16 protein-coding genes and 2 pseudogenes are annotated in these 17,124 nt (G+C 63.0%); 10 read left to right on the forward strand and 8 right to left on the reverse strand.

Annotated features, from left to right (window positions below; genetic code table 11):
• Positions 1-51: 51 nt before the first annotated feature.
• From JN403_RS16690 to JN403_RS16715, 6 genes and pseudogenes are all read left to right on the forward strand, one after another.
• On the forward strand, positions 52-723 hold the full coding sequence (locus JN403_RS16690; RefSeq protein WP_205483307.1) for a TetR/AcrR family transcriptional regulator: 672 nt from the start codon (positions 52-54) through the stop codon (positions 721-723).
• Between the two features lie 49 nt (positions 724-772).
• Positions 773-2,167: a DHA2 family efflux MFS transporter permease subunit gene (locus JN403_RS16695; protein ID WP_205483308.1), complete on the forward strand. Its 1,395-nt coding sequence runs from the start codon at positions 773-775 to the stop codon at positions 2,165-2,167.
• 139 nt (positions 2,168-2,306) lie between these two features.
• On the forward strand, positions 2,307-3,074 hold the full coding sequence (locus tag JN403_RS16700) for a 3-hydroxyacyl-CoA dehydrogenase (RefSeq protein ID WP_205483309.1): 768 nt from the start codon (positions 2,307-2,309) through the stop codon (positions 3,072-3,074).
• A gap of 14 nt (positions 3,075-3,088) precedes the next feature.
• Positions 3,089-4,299 (forward strand): annotated as a pseudogene (locus JN403_RS16705) (acetyl-CoA C-acyltransferase).
• Positions 4,300-4,384: 85 nt separating this feature from the next.
• Complete coding sequence (locus JN403_RS16710) at positions 4,385-5,158, forward strand: enoyl-CoA hydratase (protein WP_205483310.1); 774 nt, start codon at positions 4,385-4,387, stop codon at positions 5,156-5,158.
• A gap of 192 nt (positions 5,159-5,350) precedes the next feature.
• On the forward strand, positions 5,351-6,055 hold the full coding sequence (locus tag JN403_RS16715; protein ID WP_205483312.1) for a YebC/PmpR family DNA-binding transcriptional regulator: 705 nt from the start codon (positions 5,351-5,353) through the stop codon (positions 6,053-6,055).
• 176 nt (positions 6,056-6,231) lie between these two features.
• Here JN403_RS16715 and JN403_RS16720 read toward each other — a convergent pair whose 3' ends face one another.
• A complete protein-coding gene (locus JN403_RS16720) occupies positions 6,232-7,521 on the reverse strand; it encodes a leucine-rich repeat-containing protein kinase family protein (protein ID WP_205483314.1) in 1,290 nt (429 codons plus the stop codon).
• Positions 7,522-7,609: 88 nt separating this feature from the next.
• Positions 7,610-8,158 carry a TetR/AcrR family transcriptional regulator gene (locus JN403_RS16725; protein WP_122624928.1) on the reverse strand — a complete coding sequence of 183 codons (549 nt, stop codon included), beginning with the start codon at positions 8,156-8,158 and terminating at the stop codon, positions 7,610-7,612.
• Between the two features lie 105 nt (positions 8,159-8,263).
• Here JN403_RS16725 and JN403_RS16730 point away from each other — a divergent pair, with 105 nt between their 5' ends.
• Positions 8,264-9,469: an MFS transporter gene (locus JN403_RS16730; RefSeq protein ID WP_205483315.1), complete on the forward strand. Its 1,206-nt coding sequence runs from the start codon at positions 8,264-8,266 to the stop codon at positions 9,467-9,469.
• Positions 9,470-9,475: 6 nt separating this feature from the next.
• Here JN403_RS16730 and JN403_RS16735 read toward each other — a convergent pair whose 3' ends face one another.
• Both JN403_RS16735 and JN403_RS16740 read right to left on the reverse strand, forming a co-directional pair.
• A complete protein-coding gene (locus tag JN403_RS16735; RefSeq protein ID WP_172612262.1) occupies positions 9,476-9,916 on the reverse strand; it encodes a TspO/MBR family protein in 441 nt (146 codons plus the stop codon).
• 110 nt (positions 9,917-10,026) lie between these two features.
• Entirely contained in the window at positions 10,027-10,962 is a 936-nt protein-coding gene (locus JN403_RS16740) for an aromatic alcohol reductase (protein WP_205483317.1), read from the reverse strand.
• Positions 10,963-11,009: 47 nt separating this feature from the next.
• On the opposite strand from JN403_RS16740, the pseudogene JN403_RS16745 reads away from it, so the two are divergent.
• Positions 11,010-11,450: pseudogene (locus tag JN403_RS16745) on the forward strand (helix-turn-helix domain-containing protein); the annotation flags it as partial.
• 24 nt (positions 11,451-11,474) lie between these two features.
• Here JN403_RS16745 and JN403_RS25565 read toward each other — a convergent pair.
• The gene (locus tag JN403_RS25565; protein ID WP_122535199.1) at positions 11,475-11,723 is read right to left on the reverse strand and encodes a hypothetical protein; all 249 of its coding nucleotides are present in this window, start codon (positions 11,721-11,723) and stop codon (positions 11,475-11,477) included.
• Between the two features lie 209 nt (positions 11,724-11,932).
• Positions 11,933-12,997 (reverse strand): aldo/keto reductase, encoded by a 1,065-nt coding sequence (locus tag JN403_RS16750; RefSeq protein ID WP_205483319.1) that lies wholly within the window; start codon positions 12,995-12,997, stop codon positions 11,933-11,935.
• A 156-nt stretch (positions 12,998-13,153) separates the two neighbouring features.
• Here JN403_RS16750 and JN403_RS16755 point away from each other — a divergent pair, with 156 nt between their 5' ends.
• Together JN403_RS16755 and JN403_RS16760 are read left to right on the forward strand one after the other, a co-directional pair.
• Positions 13,154-14,053, forward strand: coding sequence for an AraC family transcriptional regulator (locus tag JN403_RS16755; protein ID WP_205483321.1), 900 nt, complete (start codon positions 13,154-13,156; stop codon positions 14,051-14,053).
• A gap of 146 nt (positions 14,054-14,199) precedes the next feature.
• Entirely contained in the window at positions 14,200-15,795 is a 1,596-nt protein-coding gene (locus JN403_RS16760) for a lactate dehydrogenase (RefSeq protein WP_205483323.1), read from the forward strand.
• Between the two features lie 58 nt (positions 15,796-15,853).
• Here the strand turns inward: JN403_RS16760 and JN403_RS16765 are convergent, their stop codons facing one another.
• Together JN403_RS16765 and JN403_RS16770 are read right to left on the reverse strand one after the other, a co-directional pair.
• The gene (locus JN403_RS16765) at positions 15,854-16,600 is read right to left on the reverse strand and encodes an anti-sigma factor (protein WP_205483325.1); all 747 of its coding nucleotides are present in this window, start codon (positions 16,598-16,600) and stop codon (positions 15,854-15,856) included.
• On the reverse strand, positions 16,597-17,109 hold the full coding sequence (locus JN403_RS16770) for a sigma-70 family RNA polymerase sigma factor (RefSeq protein ID WP_122624937.1): 513 nt from the start codon (positions 17,107-17,109) through the stop codon (positions 16,597-16,599). The genes JN403_RS16765 and JN403_RS16770 overlap by 4 nt, the downstream gene beginning before the upstream one ends.
• Positions 17,110-17,124: the final 15 nt, after the last annotated feature.

The following is a 17,124-nucleotide window of genomic DNA, read 5'->3' on the forward strand; positions in this document are numbered from 1 at the left end:
GCTCGGGTGCAGCTCATAATCCCGCGATTACCCCGTGGTTGTGAGCCCCGCATGAAAACCGTTGACGACAGCCTCGCCGACCTGCCCGTAGAGGCGCCCCGCAAGACCCGCAAGCACAATCCGGAAAAAACCCGCGACGACATCCTTCAGGCGGCCGTTGCCGAGTTCGTCTCCCAGGGGCTTTCCGGCGCACGAGTGGATGCCATTGCCGAGCGCACGCAAACCTCGAAGCGAATGATCTATTACTACTTCAACAGCAAAGAGCAGCTCTACACCGAGGTGCTCGAGAAACTGTACGGCGACATCCGCAACACCGAGAGCAGCCTCAAGCTGGAAGCCCTCGCGCCGGAAGAGGCGATCAGGCGGCTGGTGGAATTCACCTTCGATCACCATGACCGTAACGTCGATTTCGTGCGTATCGTGTGCATCGAGAACATCCACAACGGCGCCAACGTCAAACAGTCCTCGACCATCCGCGCGCTCAGCCACAACGTCCTGCAGGCGCTGGACGAGACGCTGCGCCGGGGCGAGCAGCAGGGTGATTTCCGCCCGGGCGTACAGGCAGTGGACCTGCACATGCTGATCAGCTCGTTCTGTTTCTATCGGGTCTCCAACCGTCACACCTTCTCGGAAATCTTCCAGATCGACCTCGAAGATGAGCAGATCAAGGCACGCCAGAAGGCCATGATCTGTGACTCGGTGGTGCGTTATCTGATCCCGTGACGAGGCGAGCACTGAATCGTAACGCCACGCCTGCCTGAGGACCCCACCGATGTCGCAACGTCAATCCACGCTGATCGCCTTGCTGGTGGCGGTCACTTTTTTCATGGAAAACCTCGACGCCACGGTGATTGCCACGGCGATGCCGGAAATGGCCCGGACGTTCGGCGTCGCGGCGGTGGACCTGAATATCGGCATGAGCGCCTACATGCTGGCAATCGCCGCGTTCATTCCCCTCAGCGGCTGGCTGGCGGACCGTCTCGGTTCACGGCGGGTGTTCGGCGGCGCCATCGTGTTGTTCACCCTGTCTTCGATGTTGTGCGGCCTCAGCGACAGTCTCGAAACCTTTGTCGCCGCCCGCGTCTTGCAAGGCATGAGCGGCGCGATGATGGTCCCGGTCGGGCGCCTGGCGGTCATGCGTGCCACCGAAAAGAAGGACTTGGTGCGGGCGATCTCGCTGATCACCTGGCCTGGCCTGGTGGCGCCGATACTTGGGCCGCCCTTGGGCGGGTTCATCGTCACCCACGCATCCTGGCCGTGGATTTTCTACCTCAACCTGCCCCTCGGCGTACTGGCTCTGATCGCCACGCTGGTGCTCATTCCCAAGCGCAATGAAGTCAGCAACCGGGCGTTCGACCTGAAAGGTTTTCTGCTGCTGGGCGTAGCCTGCACGGCGCTGTTGTTCGGGATGGAACGGCTGGGACAGGGCCATGGCAGTCAGTGGCCCGGCCTACTGATAACGGCGCTCGGGGTGATCAGTGGCGTGCTGGCCCGGCGACACATGCGCCGGCACCCGCAGCCGCTGATGAACGTCGCGGTGGTGCACATCCGCACCTTCAGCGTCAGCCTGCTGGGCGGTTCGGTGTTTCGGATCGCCATCAGTACGCTGCCGTTCCTGCTGCCGCTGATGTTCCAGCTCGGCTTTGGTCTGTCCGCATTCGACGCCGGGCTGCTGGTGCTGGGGGTGTTCGCGGGCAATCTGGCGATGAAGCCGTTTACCAGCAGCATCATACAGCGCTGGGGCTTTCGTCAGGTCCTGCTGGTCAATGGTTGCATCGGCGTGGCAGCGATTGCCGCCTGCGCGCTGCTCGATCAGGCCATGGGCTGGCCGCTGATCCTGCTGATTCTGTTCATTGGCGGGCTGTCGCGCTCGATGCAGTTCACCGCGTTCAACACGCTGGGTTTCGCCGACGTACCCAAGCCGCAGATGAGCGATGCTTCGACAATGTTCAGCATGTGCTTCCAGCTGAGCATGGGCCTGGGTGTCGCCACCGCCGCTTTACTGTTGCGTGGTGCGATGGTCCTGCATGGCAATGACGGGCACGCCGTGACGGCGGATTTCCAGCTGACCTTTATTGGCGTTGCGCTGATCGCTGCCCTGGCCCTGCTGGATAATCGACGGGTCTCGGCCCAGGCCGGCGCCGCACTGCTGCAACCCAAGGCCTGACCCGCCGGCAACCCGCTGACCCTGACGCGCCACTGGCCAAAACCACCAGACGTTCTGCGCGCTTTGACTATTGCCCATCGGCGCTGCAGAGCGGAGTATTTCGCCACTCCAACAATAAAAGTGTAAGGACGACACAATCATGCAGATCGAAGGCAAGGTGTTTCTGGTCAGTGGCGGCGCGTCCGGGCTGGGTGCGGCCACCGCACGGATGCTCGTCGACGCGGGGGCCAGCGTGATGCTGGTGGACGTCAACGCCGAAGCGCTCGCGGCACAGGTGGAAAAACTCGGCGGCAGCGCCCGCGCCAGTGTCAGCGACATCACCCAGGAGCGCGCGGTTCAGGCCGCAGTGGATGCGGCGCGCGGTGCGTTTGGCCAGATCAACGGCGTCATCAACTGCGCGGGCATCGTCGGCGCCGAAAAAATCCTCGGTAAAGAAGGCCCCCACGGTCTCGACAGTTTCAGTCGGGTGATCAACGTCAACCTCATCGGCAGCTTCAACCTGATGCGCCTGGCCGCCGTGGCCATCGCCGAAAGCACGGCGGATGCCGGCGGCGAGCGTGGCGTCATCATCAATACCGCCTCAGTGGCGGCCTATGACGGCCAGATCGGCCAGGCGGCGTACGCGGCCTCCAAGGGCGCCATTGTCAGCCTGACCCTGCCCGCCGCCCGTGAGCTGGCGCGCTACGGCATTCGCGTCATGACCATCGCTCCGGGCATCTTCGAAACCCCGATGATGGCGGGCATGACGCCCCAAGTACGCGAAAGCCTGTCCGCCGGCGTGCCATTCCCGCCGCGCCTGGGCCAGCCCGAAGAATACGCCGCACTGGCGCGACACATCATCGAAAACAGCATGCTCAACGGCGAGGTGATCCGTCTGGACGGCGCCTTGCGCATGGCCGCTCGCTAATCGAGGAAACCATTATGTCTTTGAACAAACGCCAGACGTTGAACGACGACCCCGTGGTGATCGTGAGCGCTGCGCGCACGCCCATGGGCGCCTTTCAGGGCGATCTCAAAAGCCTGACCGCGCCGCAACTGGGCGCCGCTGCGATTCGCGCTGCCGTCGAACGAGCCGGCATCGAGCGGGGGCAGGTCGACGAGGTGTTGTTCGGTTGTGTATTGCCCGCAGGGCTGGGACAGGCGCCGGCGCGCCAGGCGGCATTGGGTGCCGGGCTCAGCGACGCCACGACCTGCACGACCCTGAACAAGATGTGCGGGTCGGGGATGCAGGCCGCGATCCTCGGCCACGACATGTTGCTGGCGGGCAGCGCCGACGTGGTCATCGCCGGCGGCATGGAAAGCATGTCCAACGCACCCTATCTGCTGGAAAAAGCCCGCAGCGGTTACCGCATGGGCCACGGCCAGATCATCGACCACATGTTTCTCGACGGCCTGGAAGATGCTTACGACCGAGGCCGCTTGATGGGCACCTTCGCGGAGGAGTGCGCCGGACTTGAAAATTTCAGTCGCGAGGCCCAGGACGGATTCGCAGTCGCTTCGCTGACCCGGGCCCAGGAGGCCATGACCCGGGGCTGGTTCGACGCTGAAATCGTTCCGGTGGAAGTGACCGTTGGCAAGGAGCGCAAGACCATTCGCCAGGACGAGCAGCCGCCCAAGGCGAAGCTGGACAAGATCCCGCAGTTGAAACCGGCGTTTCGCGAGGGCGGCACCGTCACGGCGGCCAACTCCAGCTCAATCTCCGACGGCGCTGCGGCCTTGACCCTGATGCGTCAGTCCGAAGCGCAACGACGGGGATCAAGCCGCTGGCCGTCATCCATGGTCACGCCGCTTACGCCAATGAGCCGGGGCTGTTTCCCACCGCGCCGGTGGGGGCCATTGACAAGCTGATGAGCAAAACCGGTTGGTCCCTGGACGAGGTGGACCTGTTCGAGATCAACGAAGCATTCGCCGTCGTCGCGCTGGTCACCATGGCCCGCCTGGAACTGCCCCATCACAAGGTCAACGTGCACGGCGGCGCTTGCGCGCTGGGTCATCCTATTGGTGCATCGGGGGCGAGGATTCTGGTGACGTTGCTGTCGGCGTTGAAGCATCGTGAGCTGAAGCGAGGTGTCGCGGCCATCTGCATCGGCGGGGGCGAGGCAACGGCTATGGCGGTCGAGCTTGTCGTTTAATATCAATGGGTTGCGCCATGTTTCGCAGGTTATATCTGTGATAACGGCTGACTGGCGTTCTACATAATAAAAGGCCTATAAAACAATGAATTACACAACAATCCTCAAAGAAGTGAGAGGTCGCGTTGCACTCCTGACCCTCAATCGTCCAGAGGCGCTTAACGCCCTGAATGCGCAGCTTGTTAGCGAACTCAACCATGCCCTCGATGAGCTGGAACGCGATCATGGCATCGGCTGCATCGTCCTGACGGGCTCGGCGAAAGCGTTCGCCGCCGGGGCTGACATCAAGGAAATGGCCGAGCTCAAGTATCCGCAGATCTACCTGGACGACCTGTTCAGCGACAGCGATCGGGTGGCCAACCGCCGCAAGCCGATCATTGCTGCCGTCTCGGGATTTGCCTTGGGCGGCGGCTGCGAGCTGGCGCTGATGTGCGACTTCATCCTCGCCGCCGACAACGCGCGCTTCGGTCAGCCGGAAATCAAACTGGGCGTATTGCCGGGCATGGGCGGCACCCAGCGCCTGACCCGCGCGGTGGGCAAGGCCAAGGCCATGGAAATGTGCCTGACCGGGCGCCTGATCGACGCCGTCGAAGCGGAGCGTGCCGGGCTGGTGGCGCGCATCGTGCCGCAGGATCAGCTGCTGGATGAGGCGATGAACGTCGCGGCCGGTATTGCGGCGAAGTCGTTGCCAGCGGCCATGATGGTCAAGGAAAGCGTCAATCGCGCCTTTGAAGTCAGCCTGGCCGAGGGTATCCGTTTCGAACGCCGTGTGTTCCATGCAGCGTTTGCCAGCGAGGACCAGAAGGAAGGCATGGCGGCGTTCATCGAGAAGCGCGAGCCGGCGTTCAAGCACCGCTGAGTCAGGTCAGGGTGGTGGCGCGTTTCAGGGGTGTCTTCTGGCCTCAGCCTGTATAAAATGCGCCGGTCGCCGCGGCTCACCCCCGGCCTGTCATCATCGATCACCCTATTTTCAGCGTTTATCGTCATCGGCCCGGCGTGCAAGGCGCGTCGGATCCGAGCGATTTATCGCCACCGGCACAAGAGAACAGTCATGGGCGCACAGTGGAAGGTCAAACACAAAGAAGCGGCAGCCAACGCCAAGGGGCGTATTTTCGGCAAGCTGTCCAAGGAAATCATGATTGCCGCGCGCTCCGGCGCTGACCCCGACATGAACGCGCGCCTGCGTCTGGTGGTCGAGCAAGCCAAAAAGGCGTCGATGCCTCGCGAAACCCTGGAGCGCGCCATCAAGAAAGGCGCCGGATTGCTCGGCGAGCACGTGCACTTCGAAAAACTGACCTACGAAGGCTTTGCGCCCCACAAAGTGCCGGTCATCGTGGAATGCCTGACCGACAACATCAACCGGACTGTCTCCGAGATCCGTGTGCTGTTCCGCAAGGGCCAACTGGGCGCCGAAGGTTCGATTACCTGGGATTTCGACCATTTGGGCATGATCGATGCGGCTGCCGCATCACCCGAAGCCGACGCCGACGAGGCTGCCATCGAAGCCGGCGCTCAGGACGTTGAACAAGGCGAAGAGGGCGTTGCGACGTTTTACACCGACACCACCGACCTCGACGCCGTGTGCAAGGCGCTGCCTGAGTTCGGCTTCACCGTTGAGTCCGCCAAAATCGGCTACCGCCCGAAAAACCCGGTGGAAGGCCTGAGCGAAGAGCAGATGGCCGAGGTGGAAGCCTTCCTCGAAGCCATCGACAGCCATGATGACGTGCAAAACGTCTACGTCGGTCTGGCGGGGTAAGGCTGACCAGGCCAGCTGATTGAATCGGTCCCACTGGAGAATCCCGTGCTTTTAGTGGGACCGGCTTTAGCCGGGAAGGCGTCGGTGGGCACACTGCGAATTTGAGGGTGTCCACGCTGGCCTCTTCCCGGCTGAAGCCGGTCCCACAAGTTGCGCGGCGTCCTCAGGGCTGGGTCCTACTGACTAAACTGCCGCTCGATCTCCGCAAAACCAGGCCGCTGCATCACATCAGCCTGCACGCACCGCCGCTGCAACTCCCGCAGGCCGGCCGCTTCCCCATCGCTTGCCTCGCAGCAGTCCATCAATTCCCCCAGCAATATTCCGAACGCCCGCACTTCGATGCGCTCCAGCCTCGTGCCCGTTTCTCCATCCGGGTAGAACGCCGCCGCGCCGAAATCCCCCAGCAGACTGTCGCCGGACTCGTTCCAGAGAATGTTGTGGGCATACAGGTCGCCGTGGTTGATGCCGTGGCCGTGTAAATGGGCGCAGGCCGCTGCGATCCCGGCGGCCATGCGCTTCACGGTCGAAACGCTCAGCCCTGTGCCCGCGTAAGTGTCGCGGGTACAGGATTCCAGGGTCGGCGGGCGGGCGAGGGTGACGAAAGAAGGAGAAATCAGCGCCATCACCAGGCCGCGAGCGCCCTGCGGGTGGTCCTGAATCTGCCCGAGCACAGGAATCAGATGGTCATGACGCCCGGCCGCAATGCACGCCTGCATCTCGTTCAACGGCGAGCCGTCGCTGGTGACGTCGCCCTTGTACAGCTTCACCGCGACGTCCAGCGCGGCGGCCTCTTCATCAGCACGCCATTGCGCCTGCTGGATTACACCGGACGCACCTTCGCCCAGCACCTGTAGCAGCGCCAGTTGCGGCCACGGAATCTGCCGGATCGGCGCTTCGGTGTGGATGTCGTTCAGCGGGTTGCCGGCAAACGCCAGCCAGGCCAGCGCGGGCATTTCCAGCAGCCAGCGCGGCAGTTCATGGAAATCGTTGACCGCGATCCGTACCAGTTCCAGGCGCTGGCAGCGTGCCAGTGATTCGGGTAATTGCCGCAGCCGGTTGCCCGCGAGCATCAGCTTCTGCAGGTGCGCACAGTCGCCGATGGCTTCAGGCAGGGTCTCGATGCGGTTGTCGGTCAGCACCAGCGAACGCAATGAGGGTGGTAGCGCTTTAGCGGGCACATTGACGATCTTGCAGGCCTTGAACCCGACGAAGAACAGCTGCTCGCACTGGCCCAGGCATTCCGGCAGGCGGGTAAACGGATTATTGGAGCAGAACAGGATTTTCAGGCGCTTGAGGCGGTGCAGGTCGGCAGGCAGTTCGGTCAGCCGATTACCGCTGAGGTCCAGCACCTCCAGGGAATCGGCGAGGCTGAAGATTTCCTCAGGGAATTCGCTGAGGTCGGCACTGAGAGTGAGCCGCGTGATGCCTGCCAGTTTGCCGGCACGCAGGTCTGCAAGGGTGTGCATGGGGGAAGGGCGCCAGTGATCAATGAGCGGCCATGATACCCAGTCGTCGGGGCCAGTGCTCGTTGGTCGCGGCGCGACGGGAGACGAGTCAGCTCAGGCAGCGGTCCAGCAATTGATGCATCCGCTCAAGGGACGGTGCCGACTCGGCGTACAAAATGCGGTAAACCATGGGCGCCACAACAGCGTCGACCAGTTCATCGGCCGAGGGACTCTGTTCCCCGCGTTCCCGGGCCCGGTCGATGATGATCTGCAGTTGATCGCGAACCATGTTCAGGCACTTGCCGGAGCACAGGGTCGCGCTGCTGGCGACCACATCGCGCATCATTTCGCGGCCTGGCGCGGAGTTCGTTTCCTCAAGATAGACCTCGACCCACGTGCGCAAGTCGTCACGCAAGTTGCCGCAGTCCACGGGTTCGTCGGGACGCAGTCGCTCGACAGCGGCGTCGGCGAGCAGCGAAGTCAGGTCACCCCAGCGCCGGTAAATAGTGGACGGCGTGACACCGGCGCGGGCCGCAATCATGGGCACGCTGAGGGCCGAACGCTCTTGCTCCTGAAGCAGATCGCGAACCGCCGCGTGAATCGATGTCTGCACCCGGGCACTGCGGCCGCCGGTGCGAATGCCTTCTTTGATAGCCATGCTGCGGACCCTAACACAAAGTATTTGCTTTAAGCAGACGCTGCTCGCACACTGTTAACGCTAATTCATAGCTTTTGTGGCGTGCTTTTTCGGGAGAGTGTACTCGTGTCTGATTCTTTGCAGAACCCGCAAGTCGATGGTCGGGGAACGAGCCACTTGGGATTTCTGGCGTTCGTGCTGCTGTGTTTCTTCGCGGCGTCCAGCGCGCCTACGCCGCTTTACCACCTCTATCAACAGGCGTGGGGCTTCTCTTCGGTGCTGTTGACGGTGATTTTTGCGGTCTACGCCCTGAGCCTTCTGGCAACGCTGCTGGTCTTCGGCTCGCTGTCGGATTATCTCGGACGTCGCCCGGTCATCTGGATCGGACTGCTGCTGGAGATCGTCTCGATGCTGCTGTTCATCGCCGCCACCGACGTCACCTGGCTGATCGCCGCCCGGGTGCTGCAGGGCGTAGCGACCGGCATTGCCACCAGCGCGTTGGGCGCCGCGATGCTCGACAGCGACGCGCAGCAAGGACCGCTGCTCAATAGCATCACGCCGATGTTCGGTATGGCGCTGGGTGCACTGGGCACCAGTTCGCTGGTGGAATACGCGCCGCTGCCCATGGGCCTGGCCTATGGTCTGCTCCTCGCAGCGTTCGTGGGCCAGGCGTTTTACCTGCTGCGGGTGGCTGAAACCGTGACGCCGCAACCAGGCGTGCTGAAAACCCTGCGCCCGCGGCTTGCCGTGCCGGCGCAGGCGAGGGGAACGTTGTTACTGGTGTTGCCGGCCGACATCGCGGCCTGGGCGCTGGGCGGATTTTTCCTGTCACTGGCGCCGTCGCTGCTGACGGCCGCGACCGGTTCGACCTCGGTACTCAACGGCGGCTTTGCCGTGGCAGCGCTGACCCTCAGTGGCGCGATTTCTATCCATACCCTGCGCCTGCGCGCGCCCCGGTTGGCGTTGCTCGTGGGCTGCAGTTTTCTGGCGATCGGGGTTTCGGTGATCCTGGCGGCGGTGAACCTGGGCTGGTTGTGGCTGTTCTTCACCGGTGCCGTGGTGGCGGGGGTCGGCTTCGGGGCAAGTTTCCTCGGCGCCCTGCGGATGTTGCTGCCGCTGGCCCACGCCCACGAGCGGGGTGCGCTGATGGCGGCGTTTCTGGCCCTGAGTTATCTGGCGTTCTGCATTCCGGCGCTGCTGGCCGGCGTGTCGATCAAAACGGCGGGGCTGGTGACCACCACCAATGTCTACGGTGGCGTGGTGGTCTTGCTGGCGGTGTCGGCGCTGGCCGGTCTGCTGATTCAGCAGGCCGGCCGGGCCAGGGCTGCCTGATCCGCGTTAGCGGTTATGACGCAGAATCGAAAAATTCAGCGCCGAGGCTACGGTGAGCCACACCAGATAGGGGAACAGGATCAACCCGGTGATGAGGTCCAGCTGAATCCCCAGCACGACCATGGCCGCGACCACCAGCCACAGCAGCGAAATGATGATCATGCCCGCCAGGATGCGGTGGGCGCCAAAGAACACCGGTGTCCACAGCGTGTTCAAGGCAATCTGCGCCGCCCACAACGCCAGCACGGTTTCGCTGCCGGGAATCAGGGTCAGGCGATAACCGGCCCAGGCCAGCAGCAGATAGATCGTCGTCCAGGCCACCGGAAACAACCAGTTTGGCGGGGTGAATCGTGGCTTTTGCAGCGATTCATACCAGCTGCCCGGCTTGAAAATGATGCCGGTGCTGGCCGCTGCGGCGCAGGCGATGAGGAAGATATAGAACGTCATGTGGGGTCCTTTGCTGAAACCATTCGAAGTGCAGGCCGTGGGGCCGTCTCGGCATTGGATACATCTGCGCAGGAAAAATCCTGTGGGTACTCAGAGAGATTGACCGCGAGTCAGCCGCGAGCCAGGTTAGACCGTGCCCAACCCTCGGCATCGGTCACTGCAATACCGTGCCGCCCATTGAACGTCTGCGCCACATCCCATGCCACGCCTTGGCCCAGCGCGAACACGGCCCGATACTTGCGCAGATTGTCGTCGGGCATTTCCTCAAGGGCAGCCAGTAACTGCTGCACGCTGGAGGCTTGGCGGCTGAATGTCCGTCCGGTGACGCGCTCAAGTACATCCGCCAGATCATCGTAGGTCAGGGTGTCGCCAGCGGTGTACACCACCTGATTGATCAAGCGAGGGCTGTGCAGGACGATCGCGGCGGTGAGGGTGCCGATGTCTTCCGGCGTGGTTACCGTCACCGCCGTGTCCAGACTACCCAGGGCATTAACCCGCCCAGCCTGCAGATCCACCACCCCGAATGCCGGATCGAACAGAAAGCTGGTGAACATGCCGGTTGAGATGATCAGCCATTCCGTGCGGGACTGGGCGCGCAACAGGTCGCGCACCTCCAGTTGCTCGTCGAAGAGGTCTTGCGGGCTGCCGCGTCCGATCACGTCGTAGTCGACACCGAATTGCCAGGGCACGTAGCGCTTGACGCCCGAGACGAGGGCAGCTTCTGTGAGCTTGCGCTGGGTGCCCCGACCGGCACCGAAACCCACGCAACTGATCACCGTGTCGAAGCGGCCGAGCACCACCGCGAGTTCCGCCACCGAGGCGTCGGCGATGTCGGCCACCTCAATGGCTACGCCGAGAGACCTGATCGCGGCGATTTCCTTTTGCTTTTCCAGAGACGGACTCTCCACGCGGGTCTGGCGCAGGAGCACGCTGATACTCCCTGATTCAGTCCCGCGCGCGGTCAGTCCTCGCAGTACGGCAAGCCCCAGTTCGCCGGCGCCGAGGACCAGAATGTGTTGTTTGACGTTTGAAATACCAGCCTGCATGGTGAGCCCCTGTTTGACGCAATTAACGTGAGGCTGGGGATCTTGTCATGGACATCGGCGGGCAAAAAGTAGGCACAGCGGTGATACCGAGCGGCCTGGATGCTCAGGAAATCGTCCGGCGTTCGCAGGACGCCTGTCGTGCGCTCAGCGACGATGAGGACGGGCTCAAGCGCGATATCCTCGGCCACTCCGGCAACCGGTGGTCACTGGGCGTGGTGCATGCGCTCGGTGTAAGCAGCCCGTTGCGTTACGCCGAGTTGCGGCGCCAGCTGCATGGCGTCACCCAACGCATGCTGACCCACACGCTGCGGCAGTTGGAGCGCGACGGGCTGATCAGTCGTCATGACTTCGGCGAGAAACCCTTGCGCGTCGAGTACGGGCTGACCGAACTGGGCATGGGCTTGCTGGTGCAGATGATCCCGCTGTGGACGTGGGTCATCGAACAGGCGGAGGGCTTTACGGCTGCGCGCGAACGCTACGACGCGCAGGTGAGGGGGTTGCGGCCAATCCGGTCAGGACCGATCCGCCAGTTGGCTGAGTCGTTCCTGCACGGCGTCGTCAAAGATCATGTACAGCGTTTCTACATCGGCCGGGCGCAGGCGTTTGCTGGTCTCAAGGCTGAGGATGAAGCTGATTTCCATGGCGGCCTCGCGTTCGAGTTCTTCCTTGGTGGTGGCGGCGTTCAACGCGCGCACCAGATCATCGATCGCACCTTGAATGGGTTTGGGAAGCCGAAGTGCAGCGATTCGCTCTTGAGGCATTGTTGAGTCCTGGGGTGTCGGGTTTTGCGGCGAACCGAAAGGCGTAAAGCCCTGGAGCCTGGGATCGGCGCGTATTGTGGCCGAGTTAGGGCGCAGATCCCACCAGCGGAAACAAAATAATGAAGTGACCCCCTTGCGGCCATCGCTTTCGGCGTTTTATTGCGATCAAGAGGGTCATCGAGTGCCCCCAGGTGAGGGGGCGCTCCGGTTTATTTGCGCACGGGCGCGCCGCCGAATATCAACTGCTGAACCATCGGCTGGTTGACGAATCGGGCCGGGAATATCGGCTCCGGCGCGCTGGCCTCGTTCAGGCGCGCGACGTGTTCGGGGTTCAGGCTCAACGCCAGAGTTCCAAGGTTGTCGTGGGCCTGGGCAAGGGTTCTTGCGCCCATGACCGGCGCGACCACCGCCGGGTTCAGCAGCGTCCAGGCCAGAGCCACCTGGGAGGGTGTGGCGCCGATGTCATGAGCGACGTCGACCACGGCGCTGGCGATCTGCAGGGAGCGCTCGTTCATATGGCCCGACGAGCTGATCACGCCTTTGCGGGTCGCGGATACGCCGGCTTCGCTCGCTTGCTGCAAATCTTCTCGGGTGTATTTGCCGGTCAGAATGCCGCCGCCCAACGGCGACCACGGCAACACGCCAAGGCCCATCGCCTGGGCCATGGGCATCAGCTCATGCTCGACACTGCGCTCGACCAGGCTGTATTCGATTTGCAGGGCCACGAGCGGCGCCCAGCCCCTGAGCGTTGCGAGTGTCTGCAGCTCGGCGACTTTCCACGCCGGGGTGTTACAGATGCCGAGGTATAGCACCTTGCCGGCGCGAACGAGGTCATCCAGTGCACGCATGACCTCATCGGCAGACGTGGTGAAATCCCACGCATGCAGGTAGAGCAGTTCGATGCGGTCAGTGTCCAGTTGCTTGAGGCTGGTCTCAACCGAACGGGTGAGATTCATCCGGTGATTCCCGCCGGAGTTGGGGTCGCCCGGGTCGCGAGCCATGGTGTACTTGGTGGCGACCACCAGACGATCCCGTTTGTGCTTGAGAAACTGGCCGAGGATTCGCTCGGACGCGCCGTTGGTGTAGTTGACGGCGGTGTCGATGAAGTTGCCGCCGTGGTCGACGTAGGTGTCGAAAATCTGCCGGGCCTCGGCTTCATCGGAACCCCAGCCCCAGTCGGAGCCGAACGTCATGGTGCCAAGGGAAAGGGGTGAAACGCGCATCCCCGATCGTCCGAGCAGGCGGTAGTGGTCGAGTGCATTGAGAGTGGGCATGATGGCTTCCTTGAGTGATGGAGTGGAATGCTTCAGGGCCTCAGTCTGCCGAACACTGCGAATCACGCCGTAGGCGGATCGTCCCGCGCTCTTGCACGATTATCCGATCGGTGGCTTCTTTGCCGGCCTCTGCTTTATCCGTACAACGGAGCAACCATGACCGCGTTGTCCACACTGGTTGACCTCATCAGCCGCCATGCTGCAGAGGATGGCCTGCATTCAACGGCCATTCCGGGCGTAAGCCTGGCGCGGGCCGCTGCACCTACCGTGGCGATGCCAGTGGTCTACGAACCGACGCTGTGCCTCATCGCCCAGGGTCGCAAGCGCGTGATCGCCGGCGGCCGGTCTTTTGTCTACGACGCCGCCAGTTACCTGGTGGCCTCCATCGACGTTCCGGTCATGGGTTCGGTGATTGAGGCCAGCGAGCGCGAGCCTTACCTGTGCCTGGTGCTTGACCTGGACATGACGGCCCTGAGCGATCTGGCGTTGCGACACCCGGCGCCCGCTGACAGGAGCGCCGTGCCGGCGGCCGGTATCGAACTCAACGACACCAGTCCCGAGCTGTTCGAGGCGGCAGTGCGGCTTGCCCGCCTGTTGGACACGCCCCAACACATCGACGAGCTCGCACCCCTGGCCGTGCGCGAGATTCTCTACCGGTTGCTGACCGGCAGCGGCCACGGCGTACTCCGCCAATTGGCCAACGCCGACAGCCGTCTGCGCCAGATTGCCAAGGCCATCGCCCGGCTGCGCGGGCATTACACGGAGGGCTGTCGGATCGAGGACATGGCCGAGGTGGCGGGCATGAGCCGCTCGACCTTTCACACGCATTTCAAAGCAGTAACGTCCATGAGCCCGCTGGCGTTTCGCAGTCAATTGCGACTGCAGGAAGCGCAACGGCTAATGGTGGCAGAGGCTGTTGATGCGGCGGCCGCTGGCTACCGCGTCGGGTATGAAAGCCCGTCGCAGTTCAGTCGGGATTACCGGCGCCTGTTCGGTGTGCCACCGGCAGAGGATGCGCGACGCCTGCGTCAAGAGGCGCCAGTGGCCCTGTCCTGAGTTGACTCCGGTTTCAATCTCGAGAGGCCCACTGCACGACGCTCACCTTCTGCCGGTGTGGTTCGGGTTTGTACCGCTCAAGTTACAAAAGTGTCCGCCGACACCCTGTTCAGGAAGTCTATTACTCACTTGAACAGGGAAGTGCCATGTCAGCGATTTCTTCGGTCATATCAACCGCCCAGTTGATGCCGGTGGTCAAGCCCGCGGCCACCGTCGCGCTCAATGACAACGCCGCTGCTGCCACCACCAGTGCCACGCCGTCGTCCGTTGTCATGCTCGGCCAGGACAACCAGGTCAGCGCCCCGTTGGTCTACAACGTCCGAGGCCTGATGCCCGACGCCAGCGTCCCGCCGGCCTGGGAGTACACCCGGCAGGACAACGTCTCGCTGGCCATGACCGGCAATTTCAGCACCTCCGCCACCGCGGGTCGCTTCCAGGGCCTGGGTGCAACGCTGCTCAGTCAGTTGGCCCAGAACGGCCAGAATATTTCCCAATCGGTGCTGCGTTCCTCCACCGGTAAAGCGCTGGAACCTGCAGAGCTCGCTGCTGCCCAGGACCGCCTGCACAGTAATCCGGCCAACAGCATCAGCCTGACCCTGAAAACCGCCAGCGGCAAAACCATCGAGCTGAGCCTTTCCAGTCAGGACGACGGTCTGGCGGTGCAGGCCCAGGTGAGCGGCGGCGACCTCAGCGACGACGAGATGAGCGCACTGAACGCCATGGCGGACGGTTTTCAGTCGGCCATCGACGGCCTGACCTCGAAACCGCCGACCTTGAAGCTGGACGCTCTGACCCATTTCGATGCCAAGGCTTTCGCCTCCGTCGATTTGAAAACCAGCCTCAAGCTTGAAGACGGCAGCGCCCAGACCCTTGAACTGCACGCCGATGCCGACCAGCGTTCGGTGCGCATGAATGGCGCGCTGGGCAATCTCGATCTTTCGGTGGACCTGAAAAACGCGGCCATTCGTGGTGACAGCGGCCAGCAGGCCAAGGCGCTGGAGGGCTATGTCAGCCAGATCGAAGCGGCGCGCAAACGCGGTGACGGCGACGCGCAGCTGCTGTCCATGTTCGAGGACGCGTTCAAAACGCTGCACTCCAGTTACCCCGAAACCCGCGTTTCAGCAGCGCCGCAGACGGTGAGTTCCATCGAGCTGACCGACACGGACCACGGCCTGTTGACCGGGCTTGGCGACTTCAGCGCGTCGGTCAGCGAAAAGAGTGTCGAAGGCAACCCGGGTCGGCCCGGCGAGCTCGATTCCTTTGCCTACACCTTGTCCCAGGCGACCCAGTCCAAAGGCCGCGACCAATTGAATCGCACCATTGTCCAGGACCAGCAATCCCAGCTCACGGCGAGTTTTCACAAGCCACTGCCAGGCGGGCAAAAGCTGGACCTGAGCACCGACCCGAAAACGCAGAATTACCTGTATTACCAGATCAGCGACCAGGCCAGCAGCAAGACCAGCATCGGCTATAAGAAAGGCGAGCTGGTGGACGCGACGGTGAGTCAGTCGGCCAGCCAGTCGACGCGTATTTCCAAGTATGTGCTGGGCCGCCTGGAAAAAGAGACGCACACGCCGATCTCGACCTCCAAGACCCAGAACTTCCTCAGCGTGCTGCAGCAGGCGTTGCAACAGGACAAAGAAGCCAGACAGGGCCGCGGGACCTCGACCCTGAAAGACACCCTGGCCGGGATTCATGCCAGGGTGCTGCTGCAGAGCGAGCCGTCGAGGCTCAATGGCTGACAGCGCTACAGCCTCGGTTGTACAGCGCGCTGCCCGACACCTTCCCGGCCAACGTCGCTCAAAAAGCCCGGCGCGCCGCCTGCGCCGCCGGGTCGTCGGCGGGTCCGACCACTGCATAGTTATAGCCGCCGCCTGACCAGTAATCCGCTTGCAGGTCGCCGTCGCGACGGGAGCCGCGGGGGAGCAGCCTGTTCAATTCGCCGGGCGGGCGGATGTAAAAACTCAAGGCACGACCCTGTTCGTCCCGGTACACCACCATGGCCGCCGGGCCCTGTTCGGTGGTGGTGAGGCGTCCGCTGACCGGTTTAAAGCCTGCCGAGGCCAGATCCGGCAGCCGATTGGCCCGGGCGAAGTGGGTGTCGAGCCAGCCCTGTACGTCGCGGGTTTTCGTGGCGCTCCAATCGCTTGCCATCTCCGCGTTGCCCGCGAACAACCGGTAAGCCTGCACGGCATCGGCCATCGGCGGATTGGCGTGGCCTATGGATATATTCCTCGCTTGCCAGCCGCCGGCGCCGCCGACGCTCACCGCAACCAACAGCACCGCCGCTGTTGCAATCCGACGCGTACGTTGCTGCGCGATCCGCCGGCGAGTTGCGCTCGGGTCCAGCTGCGGATTGGGCATCCGATGCAGCTCGCCGCTCAATCCGGCGCGCAGGCTGTGGGCGTCCTGCTGCCAGCCTTGAAGCCGTTGCAACAACGCCGGGTTTGCGGCGAGGTAGGTGTCCATCGTCGCCCGGTCGGCCTCATTGAGCTGGCCATCGACGTAAGCATGAAGATCGCGTTCGCTAGGGGGCAGTGTGATCATTTGAGTATTCGCAGGGCAGGGGTGGTGATCTCGCCTTCGCTGAGCAGGCGCAACGCCTGACGCGCGCGGGACAAACGAGACATGACGGTGCCAATGGGCACATCGAGCATCAGCGCCACTTCCTTGTAGCTCAAGCCTTCGACCGAAACCGCCAGCAGCAGCGCGCGCTGTTCGGCGCTCAGGCTCTCGAACGCCTGCAACGTGGTCTGAGCCACGATCGTGCGCTCCGCCGACGGCGTGTGCGGGTCGTGCGAATTCCCGGTAAACAACTCCAACATCCGGCTATATCGGCGCGAGCGCCGATGGGCGTCTAGAAATTGCCTATAAAGAATGGAGAACAGCCAGGCACGCAGGTCACCCTCGGGCCGTTTGCCGCTCCAGGATGACAGGGCTTTTTCGAGACTCGACTGGACCAGATCATCGGCACTGCTGGGGTCACGGGTCAGTGAAACCGCGAAACGGCGCAGGCGTGGCAGCAACTCGCGTAATGGGTCATCGACGTCGTGCATGGGCGTTTCCTGAGC

The organism is Pseudomonas sp. 15A4 (assembly GCF_016925575.1).
Lineage (GTDB): Bacteria > Pseudomonadota > Gammaproteobacteria > Pseudomonadales > Pseudomonadaceae > Aquipseudomonas.